Raw genomic sequence first — 14522 nt, forward strand, 5'->3', positions numbered from 1 at the left:
CGGCTTTATCTCGGCAACTTGCACGCTACCGCGCGACCACCGCCGTCGCCTCGATCTCCAGCAGCGCCTCCGGCTCGACCAGCGCCGTCACCGCGACCACGGCCATCGCCGGGAAATGCCGGCCGAACACCTCGCGATAGGCCGGGCCCATATCCTTGAGGCTGGCACGATAGGTCGCGATATCCGTGACGTACCAGGTCAGCCGCACGATATCCTCGACGCGCCCGCCACCGGCCTCGACCACCGCCTTGATGTTGATGAAGGTCTGGCGAAGCTGAGGGATGAAGCCCTTGGCGAAGACGCCCTGCGCATCCCAGCCGACGAGCCCGCCGGTCACCAGCACACGGCCTTCGGCCACCATGCCGTTGGCATAGCCGCGCGGCTGCGGCCAGCCTTCGGGCAGGATGGCACGGGATTGCGGAAGTTCGGACATGGCGTGTCGCCTCGGTTTCGGCCGTTCAGGCTCTGTTGGACGGAAAATCAGGTCTCGCCGTGCGCGATCTGGCGCAGCGCGAAGCGTTGCAGCTTGCCGGTCGCGGTCTTGGGCAGGGCTTCGACGAATTCGATGGCGCGCGGGTATTTATAGGGCGCGATACCGGCCTTCACATGCTCCTGCAGCGCCTTGGCCATCGCCGCATCGCCGGTGACGCCCTCGCGCAGCACGACATAGGCCTTCACGATCTGCCCGCGCTCGGGGCAGGGCGCGCCGACCACGCCGCACTCCGCTACCGCCTCATGGGTCAGCAGGCAGGCTTCGACCTCGGGCCCCGCAATGTTGTAGCCGGCCGAGACGATCATGTCGTCGGAACGGGCCTGGTACCAGAAATAGCCGTCCGTATCGCGCAGATAGGTGTCGCCGGTGATGTTCCAGCCGTCGAGGACGTATTTCGCTTGTCGGGCATCCGAGAGATAGCGGCAGCCGGTCGGGCCGCGCACGGCGAGGCGCCCGGGCGTGCCGTCCGGCGCGTCGCGCCCTTCGGCATCGACAATCTTCGCCTCGTAGCCCGGCACCGGAATCCCGGTGGAACCCGGCCGGATCGCCTCACGCGGCGCGCCGATGAAGATGTGCAGCATCTCGGTCGCGCCGATGCCGTCGAGCAGTTTCATGCCGGTCCGCGCCTGCCAGGCGTCGAAAGTCGCCTTGGGCAGCGCCTCGCCGGCCGAGACGCAGATCCTGAGCGAGGAAATGTCGCGCCCGTCGAGCTTGTCGAGCATGGCGCGATAGGCGGTCGGTGCGGTGAAGACGACGCTGACCTTGTGGCGCTCGACCGCGTCGATCAGATCGGCCGGGCCGGCCTTCTCGGGCAGAACCATCGCGGCGCCGATCCGCATCGGGAAGAGCACGAGCCCGCCGAGCCCGAAGGTGAAGGCCAGCGGCGGCGAGCCGGTGAAGCGATCGTCCGGCGAGGCCTTCAGCACGCGCGTGCCATAGCAGTCGCAGATCGCCAGCATGTCCTGGTGGAAATGCATCGTGCCCTTGGGCTCGCCGGTGGTGCCGGAAGTGAAGGCGATCAGGCAGACATCGTCGCGCGCCGTGTCGGCGGCTTCGAACGTCTCATAGCCCGGCTGCGCCATCAGCGCTTCCAGCTCGCTGCCGTCGCTGCCGAAGGCGACGATGCGGGCAAGTTCCGGCACTTGCGCCCTGGCGCTCTCCAACTCGGCGGTGAGGCGGTGGTCGCAGAGCGCGAGCGCGATCCTGGCCTTGCGCAGGGGATAGGCGAGCTCGCCAGCCCGCAGCATCGGCATGGTCGCGACGGCGACGCCGCCGGCCTTGATCACGGCGAGATAGGCGGCGACCATCATCGGCGTGTTGCCGGCGCGCAGCAGCACGCGGTTGCCACTGACCATGCCGAGATCGCGCGTCAGCACATTGGCGATGCGGTTCACCCGCTCGGCAAGATCGGCATAGCTCCAGTGCAGATCGTTGGCGATCACCGCCGTGCGCCCGCCGCGCCCCTCGGCGATATGCCGGTCGAGCAGCTCCGCGACGCAGTTCAGCCGCTCGGGATAGGCGAGCCCTGCTTCTTCCAGTCTCAGATCGGGCCAGCTTTCGCGCGGCGGCAGGTTGTCCCGCGCGAAGCTGTCCTTATGCCCCGATCTCGCGAATCCGGTTGCTGTCATTCCGTTCCCCTGCCTTTCCGGCATGTGTCTTGAGCAGGTCGCGCGCGATCACGACCTTCTGGACCTCGCTCGCACCCTCGTAGATGCGCAGCGCCCTGATCTCCCTGTAGAGTTCCTCCACCTTGACGCCCTTGGTGACGCCGAGTCCGCCATGGATCTGGACGGCCCGGTCGATCACGCGCTGGGCGTTCTCGGTCGCGATGAGTTTCGCCAGCGCCGCTTCGCGGGTGACGCGGGCCGCGCCACGGTCCTTGGTCCAGGCGGCGCGATAGACGAGCAGGGCTGCGGCATCGACCTCGGCGGCGCTCTCGGCGATGGCGGCCTGCGAGAGCTGGAGATCACCGAGCGTGCCGCCGAAGAGCTTGCGGCCATTGGCATGCGCCAGCGTCTCGTGCAGCGCCCGCCTTGCGAAGCCGAGCGCGGCGGCGCCGACCGTCGAGCGGAAGATGTCGAGCGTCGCCATCGCGACCTTGAAGCCGTCGCCGGGCCCGCCGATGCGGTTTTCGAGCGGCACGCGGCAGCCCTCGAAGCGCAGGGTCGCCAGTGGATGCGGCGCAATCACCTCGATACGTTCGGCGATGGTCAGGCCGGGCGTACCGGCCTCGACCAGGAAGGCGGAGAGCCCGCGCGCGCCGGGTGCCTCGCCGGTGCGAACGAAGACGACGTAATGGTCGGCAATGCCGCCATTCGAGATCCAGCTCTTCTCGCCGTCGATGCGGACATGGGTATGGCCGTCCGGCGTCGCGGTCGTCGCCATAGCGGCGACGTCGGAGCCGGCTTCCTTCTCGGAGAGGGCGAAGGCGGCGATGCGTTTGCCGGCCGCGACGTCCGGCAGGATACGCTGCTTCATCGTCTCGGAGCCGGCGATCGAGATCGAGCCGGTGCCGAGCCCTTGCATGGCGAAGGCGAAATCGGCGAGCCCGTCATGCGCGGCCAAAATCTCGCGGGCGAGGCAGAGCGTGCGGACATCGAGCTTGTCGGAGAGCCCGCCATAGGCCGCCGGCACGGCCGCCTTCAGGAAGCCGGCGGCACCCAAAGCCGCGACGCGCGCACGGCAGGCCTCGTCGACATCGTCATGCGGCAGGTCAGCGAGATAGGAATCGGCCCAGCCGGACAATTCCTCGGCGAAAGCGCGATGGCTCTCCCCGAAGAACGGCCAGTCCAGCGTATCGCCGAGGATGTCGAGGCCGAGGGGGGAAGCGCTGCCCATCTCAGTTGCCCTCGAAGACCGGCTTCTGCTTGTTGGAGAAGGCGTGGTAGGCGCGGGAAAAATCCTCTGTCTGCATGCAGAGCGCCTGCGCCACGGCTTCCGCCTCGATCGCGCTCTCGACCGACATCGCCCATTCCATTTCGAGCATGCGCTTGGTCATGGCATTGGCGAAGGTCGGCCCGTCAGCCAGTTCGGCGGCGAGCGTCTGCGCCTCGATCAAAACGGCCTCCGGCGCGCAGATGCGGTTGAGGAAGCCCCAGCGCTCCGCTTCCTCGCCCTTGAGCACGCGGCCGGTATAGAGCAGCTCGGCGGCGCGGCCTTGGCCGATGATGCGCGGCAGCATCGCGCAGGCGCCCATGTCGCAGCCGGCAAGCCCGACGCGGTTGAACAGGAAGGCAATCTTGGCTCCGGCCGTGCCGAGACGGAGATCGGAGGCCATCGCGACGATGGCGCCCGCGCCGGCGCAGACGCCGTCGATCGCGGCGATGATCGGCTGCGGGCAGGCCCGCATTGCCTTGACCAGCTCGCCGGTCATCCGGGTGAATTTGAGCAGGTCCTTGGTCTCCATCGCGACCAGCGGCCCGATGATCTCGAAGACATCGCCGCCCGAGGAGAAATTGCCGCCGGCGCCGGTGACGACGATCGCCTTGACCTCTTCCTCCTTCTGGGCCGCAAGGAAGAAATCCGTGAGTTCGCGGTAGCTTGTGAAGGTCAGCGGATTCTTTTTCTCAGGCCGGTTCAGCGTCACCGTCGCGACCTTGCCGGAGACCGAGAGGCTGAAATGCTCCGGCGTGAAGCTCGCGACAGGCAGGGTGGTGGCGTTGGCGATCTCTGCCATCAGGCGTCTCCCTTGGCGGCTTCGCCAGCCCGCCCCGCGATGGCGCGATGCAGCGAGGTCTTGGTGTCCCCGAGCAGTCGGAAAAGCTGCGCGATGGCGGGCTGGTCGAGCCCGGCGAACAACTCGGCGATCCAGTCCTCATGGCGCTCGGCCATGGTGCGGAAGACCTTGCGGCCCTGCGCCGTCAGGGTGAGGATCTGCACCCGCCGGTCCTGCGGAGCGGAGCGCTTGTCGACGAGCCCGTCGGTCACGAGCCCGGCGACGACGGCTGTGACATTGCCGTTCGAGACCATCAGGCGCTGCGACACCTCGCCGACGGTCATGCCGACCACGCTCTTGTCGAGTTGCGCCATCAGGTCGAAGCGCGGCAGCGTGGTCTTGAATTCCTCGCGCAGGCGATTGCGGATCTCGGTCTCGATCAGGGTCGAGCAGGTCAGCATCCGCAGCCAGAGGCGCAACTCGTCCTTGTGGTCGCCGGGGCGCTCGCTCGCCTTGGTCTCGCGGTCGAGGATGAGTGAAGAGGGAGGTGTCTCCATCTCAGAACTCCCCGCCATTGACGAGCAGCGACTGGCCGGTGACGGCATCGCTGCCCGGTCCGCAGAGATAGAGCACGGCGGCCGCGACTTCTTCCGGTGCGATCAGCCGTCCCTGCGGATTGTCCTTGATCATGGCTGCAAGCGCCTCCTCGCGGCTCTTGCCGGTCTTGGTCGCGACATTGTCGATGCTGGCGGTCGCCATGTCCGTGTCGGCATAGCCCGGGCAGACGGCGTTCACAGTGACGCCAGAGCGCGCCGTCTCCAGCGCCAGTGACTTCACCAACCCGACCACGGCGTGCTTCGCCGCCGTATAGGCGCTGACATAGGGGTAGCCGCGGTGCCCGGCGGTTGAGGCGATGGCAATCAACCGCCCGCGACGGCGCTCCAGCATCGCCGGCAACGTGGCGTGGAACAGGTTCACCGTGCCGATCAGGTTGATGTCGAGCATCCGGCGGAAACGCTCGCTGTCGCTACGCATGAACGGGCCGGTCTCGACCGCCCCTGCATTGGCGATGGCGATATCGAAGGCATGCTGGCGGGAAAGCCGGTCGAGCGCCGCGGAGACCGAGGCTTCGTCGCGCACATCGCAGGCCGCCCAATCGGCCGCGGCCCCGTTGGCGACGGCCTCCTTCAAGGTCGCCTCGTCGCGTCCGAGGATGCTGACCTTGGCTCCGGCCTGCGTCAGTGCGGCGGCAATGGCCCGGCCGATCCCGCGTCCGCCACCTGTTACCAGTGCACGCTGTCCCTGCAGTGTCATGGCCATTCGACCTCCGGCGGCAAATATATTTTAAGTCTGAAGGAATTTGCAAGCGGGCTAATGGTGGCCGCGGAGCAGGGGCATTCTGCAAAGCAAAATCGCTTCCTGCGCTGCAAATCACCATATCGGATAGGTGCTCTCCTGTTCGAGGCACCGCAAATGCCTCTTGAGGCAAAAAACATTTTAGGCTTAAAATAATTTCTCAAGCCGGGTCGGCCGGTTTCCCGATGGAGGCGTCGATGCGTATCGCGGTCGTGGGCGGAGGGCCAGCGGGGCTCTATTTCGCGCTCCTGATGAAGCGGGACTGGCCGGAGCTGACGGTCGACGTCTTCGAGCGCAACCAGCCCGACGACACGTTCGGCTTCGGCGTGGTCTTCTCCGACCAGACGCTCGACACCTTCAGGGCGGCGGATGTGCAGAGCTATGCCGCGATCCGCGATAATTTCGCCTATTGGGACGACATCGAAATCCACTTCAAGGGTGACAGCTACCGCGTGCCCGGCAACGGCTTCTGCGGCTGCTCGCGCCGCTCGCTGCTGATGCTGGTGCAGGCGAGGGCGCGCGAGCTCGGCGTCAACCTGCATTTCGGCAGCGAGATCGCCGATGCCGAGACCTTGAAGCGCGACTACGATCTCGTCGTCGGTGCCGACGGCATCAATAGCCGCATCCGCGAGAACTGGCGCGAGCGCTTTCAGCCGCAGACCGACCTGCGCCCGAACCATTTCACCTGGATGGGCTCGACCCGCCCCTTCGACGCCTTCACCTTCTTCTTCAAGGAGACGGAGCACGGCGTCTTCATCGCCCATTGCTATCAGTACGAGGCCGGCCGCTCGACTTGGGTGCTGGAGACCGACCCCGAGACCTTCGCGAGGGCGGGCCTCGGCGCCATGGACGAGGCGCAGTCGGCCGCCTTTCTCGAAGGCGTCTTCGCCGAGGAACTCGAAGGCCACAAGCTCATCACCAACCGCTCGCTCTGGCGCAATTTCCCGATGATCCGCTGCCGCAACTGGGTGGTCGAGAACGTCGTGTTGATCGGCGACGCCAAGGCGACCGCGCATTTCTCGATCGGCTCCGGCACCAAGCTCGCGATGGAGGACGCCATCGCCCTGCACAAGGCGATGGGGCAGGCGAAGCTCGATGTCGCGGCCGGCCTGAAGCTGTTCGAGACGCAGCGCCGCGAGGAGGTCGAGAAGACCCAGCATGCGGCGGATGTCTCGCTGGTCTGGTTCGAGGAATTGAAGCGCTTCTGGGATTTCGAGCCGCTGCGCTTCGCCTTCGGCCTGATGACCCGCTCCAAGGCGATCACCTATGACAATCTGGCCCTGCGCGCTCCGGAGATGGTCTCGGCCGTCGACGGGCTCGTCGCCGATGGGCTCGGAGACCTCGCGAAGCGGCGCAAGGACGGCTCGCCCGTCCCGCCGGCCTTCCAGCCCTTCAAGCTGCGCGAGATGCGGGTCGAGAACCGCATGACGCTCTCGCCGATGTGCCAGTATTCGGCTGATAACGGCCTGCCGGGCGACTGGCATCTGATGCATTACGGCTCGCGCGCCATCGGCGGCCCCGGCCTGATCTTCACCGAAATGACCTGCGTCGCGCCGGACGCCCGCATCACCCCCGGCTGCACCGGTTTGTGGAATGACGAGCAGGAGGCAGCCTGGAAGCGGATCACGGCTTTCGTTCACGCGAATTCCGCCGCGAAGATCTGCCTCCAGCTCGGGCATGCCGGGCGAAAGGGCGCGACCAGGTTGATGTGGGAGGGCATGGACCGGCCTCTGCCGGAAGGCGCCTGGCCGATCGTCTCGGCTTCGCCGCTGCCCTATTATCCGGAAAGCCAGGTGCCGCGCGAGATGACCCGCGCCGAGATGGACCGGGTCAAGGCCGAGTTCGTCGCCGCCGCCGAGCGTGGCGAGCGCGCCGGCTTCGACATGCTGGAGCTGCACTGCGCCCATGGCTATCTGCTCGCCAGCTTCCTCTCGCCGCTGACCAACAAGCGCACGGACGAGTACGGCGGCCCGGTCGAGAACCGTCTGCGCTATCCGCTGGAAGTGTTCCGGGCACTGCGCGAGGCCTGGCCGCGCGAGAAGCCGATGTCGGTGCGCATCTCCGCGACCGACTGGGTCGAAGGCGGTCTCTCAGCGGCGGATTCCGTCGCGATCGCCGAGGCTTTCGCGGCCGAGGGTTGCGACCTCGTCGACGTCTCGACCGGCCAGACCGCACGGGAATCGCGCCCTGTCTATGGCCGCATGTTCCAGACGCCGTTCTCGGACCGCATCCGCAACGAGGCCGAGGTCGCGACCATGTGCGTCGGCAACATCACCTCCGCCGATCAGGTCAACACCATCGTCGCCGCCGGCCGTGCCGATCTCGTGGCGCTCGGGCGCCCGCATCTGGCCGACCCGTCCTTCGTGCTGCGTGCCGCCGCCTGGTACGGCGTCGATACCGATCAGCCGGTGCAGTACGGGCCCGGCAAGGACCAGCTCATGCGCAACACGCCGCGCGAACGGCAGGATCTGGAAGAGCTCAAACTCAAGGCCAAGCCGAGCCGCCACGCGGTCGCGAAATAAGGCCGCCGCCTAATTCCCTTCGGCCTCGCTCCGGCGTCCCGAAGGCGAGACGTCGGGGATGGTCGGCGCCATCGGCTTGCGCTCGCCGAACGGGTTGGCCGAGGGCGGGTTGCGCCGCAGCCGGAAGGCGAGATAGGCCGCCGCGGCCGCCGAGAGCAGGCCGAGATAGGCCAGGAGCCCGTTCGGCCCCGCGGCCTGCATGAAGGCGGCAGCAACCAGCGGGCCGATCGCGGAGCCCACCGCCCAGAGGAACAGCAACTGAGCGGAGAGGCCGAGCGCGCGTTCGCGGCCGAGCCGGAAATAGGCATGCGCGACGGCGACGGTGTAGATCGGCATCGCGCCGGCGCCGATCAGGGCGAACAGCCCGAACAGCCAGAAGCGCGTATGGGGAACGGAGAACCAGAGCACCGCTCCGAGCGCCAGCGAGCAGAGTACGACCGAGCCGGTGGCGCTCAGCATGATCTTGCGGCTGTCGACGCGGTCCGCCAGGAGCCCGAGCGGCCATTGCAGCACGAGCGCGCCGATCTGGATGCCGGCGGTGAGCAGGATCGCCCAGGCCTGGTCGAGGCCGATCAGGATGCCATAGGCCGGTGCGATATTGGTCAGCGCGCCACCCATCAGGCCGACATAGAGGCAGCCGATCACGGAGGCTGGCGCATATTGCCACATCGTGTTGAGGCGGACCGAAACGACCTCGCCCGATTCCGGCCCCTTGGCGCGGGTCATGCCGACCGGGATCAGCGCGATGGAGAAGGTCGCGCTCGCCAGCAGGAAGATGTCGTGTGACTGCAGCGAGACGTAGCCGACGCCGATCTGCGAGCCGATAAGCGCCAGGCGGTTGAGGATCTGGTAGAAGCCGAACAGCCGCCCGCGCTGGCCGGCCTTGGCCTGGCCGCTGATCCAGCTCTCGATGCAGATCGCGTGCCCGGCGCCGGCAAAACCCATGCCGAGCCGCGAGATGCCCCAGATATCGAGCGGCGTCAGCGCGAAGCTGATGGTGAAGACCGCCTGCAGGGCGGCGAAGACTGCGAAGGCGCGGATATGCCCGACGCGGCGGATGAACGCCGGTATCACGAAGCAGCCGGCGAGGAAGCCGACGGAATAGGCCGAGCCGACGAGACCGATCAGGAGCGGCGCCTTCTGCTCCAGCGCCATCTTCAGCGGCACGACCGTGTTCACGATGGTCGACGCGATCTGCAGGATCAGCGCCCCGCTGACGATCGCGCCGAGCGCTGCGACGGAACTCGTCCTCGGCTCGGCTGGCTGGCTCACGGCGGTCCCGGCCTCCGGCGCAGGCGCGCTGGAATCCCGCGATTCCGGCGGCTGCAACTCCTGCGGTTGCGATGCTTGCGACATATCCGATTCGAAGGCCGGTTTGGGAAAAATGGGCTGAGATTGCAACCTCGCCGGAAAAGGTGGGCCAATCGGGGCAGCTCGCGAAAAATCCTCGTCTTTTTTCCTCCACTCTCCGGGCCCGATCGCGCCGTCTTTCGATGGTCATGCATCTCCGCGCCGAAGCCTGCTCCGCCGCGCGCGAAACGCGAAAATTTATCGATGCGGTTCACCGGCGATTAACCAAGGCAGCGCCTTATCGATACGGAACGAGGTTTGAGTTCTCCCGGCATGCTCTGTCACATCGCGACGTGCATCGCGCCCGGCTTTATCGGGGCGCGTGCGGCAACGCTGTGCCTGCGGCCGCCGGGCGTGGCGTAAGCGTATCGAGAGTGCGGCGGATGACCTATGCGACCTATGTCCGGGAAGGTGGCGCGCCCTATGTGCGGCCCCGCCGCCGGCGCCGGCCCCTGCTGAAGGGGCTTTTCCTCGCCATCGCCCTGAGCGGTGGTGCCATGTCCGGCTTCTGGATGCTGGGGCAGGGTGCTCCCGGCACGGATGCCGACAACGCCTCCTCGGCGAATGCCCGCAAGGTTTCCTCTACCCGCGTCGCGCAGCAGGCGCCAGCCTATAGCGGCCTGCTGAATCCCGGCCTGTCGGATGGCAAGGGCTCGAGCTTCGTGCAGGGCGCTCCGGTCCGTTCCGCCTTCCAGCCGGCCGCGCAGCCGCCGTCTTCTCTCGCCGCCGCCGAACCTGCCCTGCCGCTGCCGCCGCAGCCGCCGGTCACGCTGGCAGAGAAGGCCGCGCCCCTTCCGGTGCCGCGTCCGCTCGACCTGCTGCCGAAGGCCGATCCCCAGCAGCCGCAGCAGCTCCAGCCGCGCGTCGCCCAGCCGACGACGCCGCGCCGCAACCGCACGGCCGCCGCATCCGCGCCGACGCCCGAGGACAACCGCAACTTCTTCGAGAAGCTGTTCGGCGTGCAGAAGCAGGCCGAGCCGGCCGGGACCGCGCTCGCCTATGCCGCGCCGCAGGACGACATCATCGACCGCGGCCGCATCACTCGCTTGAGCCCCTCGGTCGGAACGCCGACGCGCACCGCCGAGGCCGGCACGGCGATCTACGATATCGCCGCCAAGATGGTCTACATGCCCAACGGCGAGCGGCTGGAGGCGCATTCCGGCTTCGGCGAGATGATGGACGATATCCGTTATGCCCATGTCCGGATGAAAGGCGTCACCCCGCCGCATACCTACACGCTGACCGAGCGCGAGGCCCTGTTCCACGGCGTGCGCGCAATCCGTCTCCACCCGGTCGGCGGCAGCGGCGCCATCCATGGCCGCACCGGCCTGCTCGCCCATACCTATCTGCTCGGGCCGCGCGGCGACTCGAACGGCTGCATCTCGTTCAAGGACTATGATCGCTTCCTGCAGGCCTTCCTGCGCGGCGAGGTCAAGCGCATCGTGGTGGTCGCCGGAAACGCCTGACCTGCGGTCGGCGCGCCTGCTGCCGCCCGAGGTCCGGGTTTTCGCCATGCTGCACCCCGGAGAGCGTCCGTTTCCCGCCAAGCCGGCGATGGATCAAAGCCCTAGGACGGATGGCTGAAGCTTGCGACCCGCGCATCCTTCATCAGGCTGCGGAAGTCGGCACCGCTGACATGCACTAAGGTCCGGTGGTCGCCGCCTTCGAAATAGACTTCCTTGGCGTCGCCCAGGCTCTTGTCGAGGATCACCGGCACGTCATAGGCCGATCCGACCGGTGGCACGGCGCCGATGTCGCAATCGGAGAACAGCGAGCCGATTTCATCCTCGGAGGCGAGGCCGAGCCGCTTCTCCATCATGGCCTGCAGGCGCGAAAGCTCGATCCGGTGCGTGCTCGGCACGACGGCGAGCACATAGCCGGTCTCGTGATGGACGACGACCGATTTGGCTAGCTTGCTGCCGGGAATATGGGCCGCCTGTGCCGCCTGGCTGCTGGTGGCCGTTCGATGGTGGGCGACGGTGTCATAGGCGATGCCTTGGCCGTCGATGTAGCTTTGGAGCTTCTTTGCGATGGTCATGATAGGCGCCCCTCTCTTGCACGGTGACGCATCAGAGCAGGTATCCTCCTCCCATCGCTGGTGAAGTCAACGGCTGCGCAGGGCAGGACCGGGTCGCCAGGCGTCGTCATGCCCGGGCTGAACCCGGGCACCTCATGCAAGACTCTGCATGCCGGTTGGCGTCACTCCCGGGTCCGCACGGAGCTTGTCCCCGGGCCGACCGAAGGCCGGGCTCGAGGAGGGCGCCCGGGACTAACGACGACTGGCGGGCAGCCCCTTTTCGGATCAGCCGCTCGCCGCCTTGGCCCTGCTCTTGGCCGGTGCCTTTTCGGCCACGTCTCCGGTCGCCTTCTTGGCCGGGGCCTTCTTCGCAGCAGGCTTCTTGGCCGGCGCCTTGGCCTTGGCTGCGCCTGCAGCGGCCTTCGGTTTGCCCTTGCCGCCCTTTGCCTCGGCCTTGGCGTTCGCCAGCTCGATCGCCTGTTCCAGCGTGACGCTCTCGGCCGTCATCGTCTTGGGCAGGGTCGCGAAAATCTTGCCCCAGGCGACATAGGGGCCGTATTTGCCGGCCTTGACCTCCAGAGCACCGCCGGCGGGATGGTCGCCGAGCGCCCGGCCCGGCGTCGCCGCCCTGCCGCCGCGCCCACCGCCGCTCTCCTTGGCGACGATCAGGTCGATGGCGCGGTTGGCGCCGAGTTCGAGCACGTCGTCGTCCTTGTCGATATTGGCGTAGACTTTGCCGTGCTGGACGTAGGGCCCGAAGCGTCCGATGCCGACGAGGATCGGCTCGCCGCTCTCGGGGTGCCGCGCCACTTCGCGCGGCAACGAGAGCAGCGCCAGCGCCTTCTCCAGCGTGACGCCGGCCGGGCTCATGCCCTTGGGCAGGCTGGAGCGCTTGGGCTTTTCGCCCTCGCCGAGCTGGATATAGGGGCCGAAGCGCCCGTCGCGCAGCGTGACTTCGAGATTGGTCACCGGGTCGGTGCCGAGGATGCGCACGCCCGGCGCGCCCTGGCCGCCCTCAGTGCTGGCCTCGCCATCGGCGGTAGGGACGGAGAGCGGGCGCGTATAGCGGCATTCCGGGTAGTTCGAGCAACCGACAAAGGCGCCGAATTTGCCGAGCTTGAGCGAAAGCTGGCCGTTGCCGCAGGTCGGGCACACCCGCGGGTCGGAGCCGTCGGCCTTCTGCGGGAAGATATACTCGCCGAGGATGCCGTTCAGCGCCTCCAGCACGTCGCCGACACGCAGATCCTTGGTCTCGCCGATCGAGGCCTGGAATTCCTCCCAGAACTCGCGCAGCAGCGCCTTCCAGTCGATCTCGGCATTGGAGACGCGGTCGAGCTTCTCCTCGAGATTCGCCGTGAAGTCGAACTCGACATAGCGCTTGAAGAAGCTCTCCAGGAACGACGTCACCAGCATGCCCTTGTCCTCGGGCACGAGGCGCTTCTTCTCGATGCGGACATATTCGCGGTCGCGCAGCGTCGAGAGCGTCGCGGCATAGGTCGAGGGCCGGCCGATGCCGAGCTCTTCCATTCGCTTGACCAGGCTGGCTTCCGAGAAGCGCGGCGGCGGCTCGGTGAAATGCTGGTCGGCGGCGATGTCGCGCTTCTCCAGCTTGTCGCCCGCCTTCACCGCCGGCAGCTTCTTCGAGTCCTCGTCTTCCTCGTCGTCGCGGCTCTCCTGATAGAGCGTCAGGAAGCCGTCGAAGAGCACGACCTGTCCGGAGGCGCGCAGGTCGAGGTTGCGGGCGCCGACCTTGGCCGCGATGTCGACCGTGGTGCGTTCCATCTCGGCCGATTCCATCTGGCTCGCGATGGTGCGCTTCCAGATCAGTTCATAGAGCTTCGCCTGCTCGGGTTCGAGATGGCGTGCGACCATCGCCGGCAGGCGGCTGAGATCGGTCGGGCGGATGGCCTCGTGTGCCTCCTGCGCGTTCTTGGCCTTGACGGTGTACTTCCGCGGGGCGTTCGGGACGTATTTGTCGCCGAACTCCTTGCCGATGACGCGGCGCGCCGCGGCGATCGCCGAGCCGTCCATGTCGACGCCGTCGGTACGCATATAGGTGATCAGGCCGACGGTTTCGCCGCCGATATCGACGCCTTCATAGAGGCGCTGTGCGAGTTGCATCGTCCGCGCCGGGGCGAGGCCGAGCTTGCGGGAGGCTTCCTGCTGCAGCGTCGAGGTCTGGAAGGGCGGCTGCGGATGGCGCTTGACCGGTTTGGCCTCGACCTCGCTGACGGTGAAGAGCGCGGTTTCCAACGCCGCCTTGAAGGCCTTGGCCTCCTCCTCGTTGCCGATATCGAGCCGGGCGATCTTCTTGCCGTCGGCGCCGACGAGGCGGGCCTCGAAGGTCTGGCCGGATTCGGTGGCTAGCGTCGCGACCAGAGACCAGTATTCGCGGGCCCGGAAGGCCTCGATCTCGCGCTCGCGGTCGCAGACGAGGCGTAGCGCCACCGACTGCACGCGGCCGGCCGAGCGCGCGCCCGGCAGTTTGCGCCACAGCACCGGCGAGAGCGTGAAGCCGACGAGATAGTCGAGCGCCCGGCGCGCCAGATAGGCATCGACCAGCGCCTGGTCGATCGCACGCGGATTGGCCAGCGCCTTCTGCACGGCGTCCTTGGTCACGGCGTTGAAGGTGACGCGCTCGACGGGGATGCCCTTCAGCACCTTCTTCTGGTTCAGCGCCTCCAGCACATGCCAGGAGATCGCCTCGCCCTCGCGATCCGGGTCGGTTGCGAGGATCAGCTTTTCGGCGCCCTTCACGGCGCGCGCGATCTCGGCGACCTGCTTGGCGCCTCGGCCCTCGATCTCCCATTTCATGGAGAAGTCGTTGTCGGGCTCGACCGAGCCGTCCTTGGCCGGCAGGTCGCGGATATGCCCGAACGAGGCGATGACCTCGTAGTCGGAGCCCAGGTACTTGTTGATCGTCTTGGCCTTGGCCGGCGACTCGACGACGAGGAGCTTCATGATTTTCGTGTCTCGATGACAGCCTTGATCAGAGCGCGGAGCCGGCCCTGAAGGGCGGTCCCGCGACCCGCAAGACCGCTGCGGTTCGGATTTGCGCGCGAAGGTGGTTCAGCGCGCCCGCCGTGTCAAACCCCGAATGGGTGGTGACGACGATCGCCGGCCCGCTGA

At 67.3% G+C, this 14522-nt stretch carries 11 protein-coding genes; 2 read left to right on the forward strand and 9 right to left on the reverse strand.

Annotated elements, in window-relative coordinates:
* Positions 1–25: 25 nt before the first annotated feature.
* From ACODTJ_RS22455 to ACODTJ_RS22480, 6 genes are read right to left on the reverse strand one after another with little or no spacing between them, the layout of a single operon-like run.
* The gene (locus ACODTJ_RS22455) at positions 26–433 is read right to left on the reverse strand and encodes a RidA family protein (RefSeq protein ID WP_488850104.1); all 408 of its coding nucleotides are present in this window, start codon (positions 431–433) and stop codon (positions 26–28) included.
* A gap of 47 nt (positions 434–480) precedes the next feature.
* The gene (locus ACODTJ_RS22460; RefSeq protein WP_488850106.1) at positions 481–2121 is read right to left on the reverse strand and encodes a benzoate-CoA ligase family protein; all 1641 of its coding nucleotides are present in this window, start codon (positions 2119–2121) and stop codon (positions 481–483) included.
* Complete coding sequence (locus ACODTJ_RS22465; protein ID WP_454657357.1) at positions 2087–3331, reverse strand: acyl-CoA dehydrogenase family protein; 1245 nt, start codon at positions 3329–3331, stop codon at positions 2087–2089. The genes ACODTJ_RS22460 and ACODTJ_RS22465 overlap by 35 nt, the downstream gene beginning before the upstream one ends.
* Before the next feature lies 1 nt (position 3332).
* Positions 3333–4169, reverse strand: a complete 837-nt coding sequence (locus ACODTJ_RS22470; RefSeq protein ID WP_454657356.1) for an enoyl-CoA hydratase family protein — start codon at positions 4167–4169, stop codon at positions 3333–3335.
* A complete protein-coding gene (locus ACODTJ_RS22475; RefSeq protein ID WP_454657355.1) occupies positions 4169–4705 on the reverse strand; it encodes a MarR family winged helix-turn-helix transcriptional regulator in 537 nt (178 codons plus the stop codon). Before ACODTJ_RS22475 ends, ACODTJ_RS22470 begins: the two co-directional genes overlap by 1 nt.
* Before the next feature lies 1 nt (position 4706).
* A complete protein-coding gene (locus ACODTJ_RS22480) occupies positions 4707–5468 on the reverse strand; it encodes an SDR family NAD(P)-dependent oxidoreductase (RefSeq protein WP_454657354.1) in 762 nt (253 codons plus the stop codon).
* A gap of 233 nt (positions 5469–5701) precedes the next feature.
* Between ACODTJ_RS22480 and ACODTJ_RS22485 the strand changes: the two genes are divergently transcribed.
* A complete protein-coding gene (locus tag ACODTJ_RS22485; RefSeq protein WP_454657353.1) occupies positions 5702–8026 on the forward strand; it encodes a bifunctional salicylyl-CoA 5-hydroxylase/oxidoreductase in 2325 nt (774 codons plus the stop codon).
* Between the two features lie 9 nt (positions 8027–8035).
* Here ACODTJ_RS22485 and ACODTJ_RS22490 read toward each other — a convergent pair whose 3' ends face one another.
* Positions 8036–9298 carry an MFS transporter gene (locus tag ACODTJ_RS22490; RefSeq protein ID WP_454657352.1) on the reverse strand — a complete coding sequence of 421 codons (1263 nt, stop codon included), beginning with the start codon at positions 9296–9298 and terminating at the stop codon, positions 8036–8038.
* Positions 9299–9759: 461 nt separating this feature from the next.
* On the opposite strand from ACODTJ_RS22490, the gene ACODTJ_RS22495 reads away from it, so the two are divergent.
* Positions 9760–10842 (forward strand): DUF2778 domain-containing protein, encoded by a 1083-nt coding sequence (locus ACODTJ_RS22495; protein ID WP_454657351.1) that lies wholly within the window; start codon positions 9760–9762, stop codon positions 10840–10842.
* Positions 10843–10943: 101 nt separating this feature from the next.
* On the opposite strand, the gene ACODTJ_RS22500 is transcribed toward ACODTJ_RS22495, so the two are convergent.
* Together ACODTJ_RS22500 and topA are read right to left on the reverse strand one after the other, a co-directional pair.
* Positions 10944–11414 carry an aminoacyl-tRNA deacylase gene (locus tag ACODTJ_RS22500; RefSeq protein ID WP_454657350.1) on the reverse strand — a complete coding sequence of 157 codons (471 nt, stop codon included), beginning with the start codon at positions 11412–11414 and terminating at the stop codon, positions 10944–10946.
* A gap of 264 nt (positions 11415–11678) precedes the next feature.
* Positions 11679–14354, reverse strand: coding sequence for a type I DNA topoisomerase (gene topA / locus ACODTJ_RS22505; RefSeq protein ID WP_454657349.1), 2676 nt, complete (start codon positions 14352–14354; stop codon positions 11679–11681).
* Positions 14355–14522: the final 168 nt, after the last annotated feature.

The organism is Allobosea sp. FG18, from assembly GCF_057809495.1.

Bases quoted from the DNA above. Each gene is read 5' to 3' on its own strand.
- ACODTJ_RS22465 (WP_454657357.1), bottom strand. From the start codon at position 3,331: ATGGGCAGCGCTTCCCCCCTCGGCCTCGACATCCTCGGCGATACGCTG.
- ACODTJ_RS22470 (WP_454657356.1), bottom strand. From the start codon at position 4,169: ATGGCAGAGATCGCCAACGCCACCACCCTGCCTGTCGCGAGCTTCACG.
- ACODTJ_RS22485 (WP_454657353.1), top strand. From the start codon at position 5,702: ATGCGTATCGCGGTCGTGGGCGGAGGGCCAGCGGGGCTCTATTTCGCG.
- ACODTJ_RS22500 (WP_454657350.1), bottom strand. From the start codon at position 11,414: ATGACCATCGCAAAGAAGCTCCAAAGCTACATCGACGGCCAAGGCATC.
- ACODTJ_RS22455 (WP_488850104.1), bottom strand. From the start codon at position 433: ATGTCCGAACTTCCGCAATCCCGTGCCATCCTGCCCGAAGGCTGGCCG.
- ACODTJ_RS22480 (WP_454657354.1), bottom strand. From the start codon at position 5,468: ATGGCCATGACACTGCAGGGACAGCGTGCACTGGTAACAGGTGGCGGA.
- ACODTJ_RS22460 (WP_488850106.1), bottom strand. From the start codon at position 2,121: ATGACAGCAACCGGATTCGCGAGATCGGGGCATAAGGACAGCTTCGCG.
- ACODTJ_RS22475 (WP_454657355.1), bottom strand. From the start codon at position 4,705: ATGGAGACACCTCCCTCTTCACTCATCCTCGACCGCGAGACCAAGGCG.
- ACODTJ_RS22495 (WP_454657351.1), top strand. From the start codon at position 9,760: ATGACCTATGCGACCTATGTCCGGGAAGGTGGCGCGCCCTATGTGCGG.
- topA (WP_454657349.1), bottom strand. From the start codon at position 14,354: ATGAAGCTCCTCGTCGTCGAGTCGCCGGCCAAGGCCAAGACGATCAAC.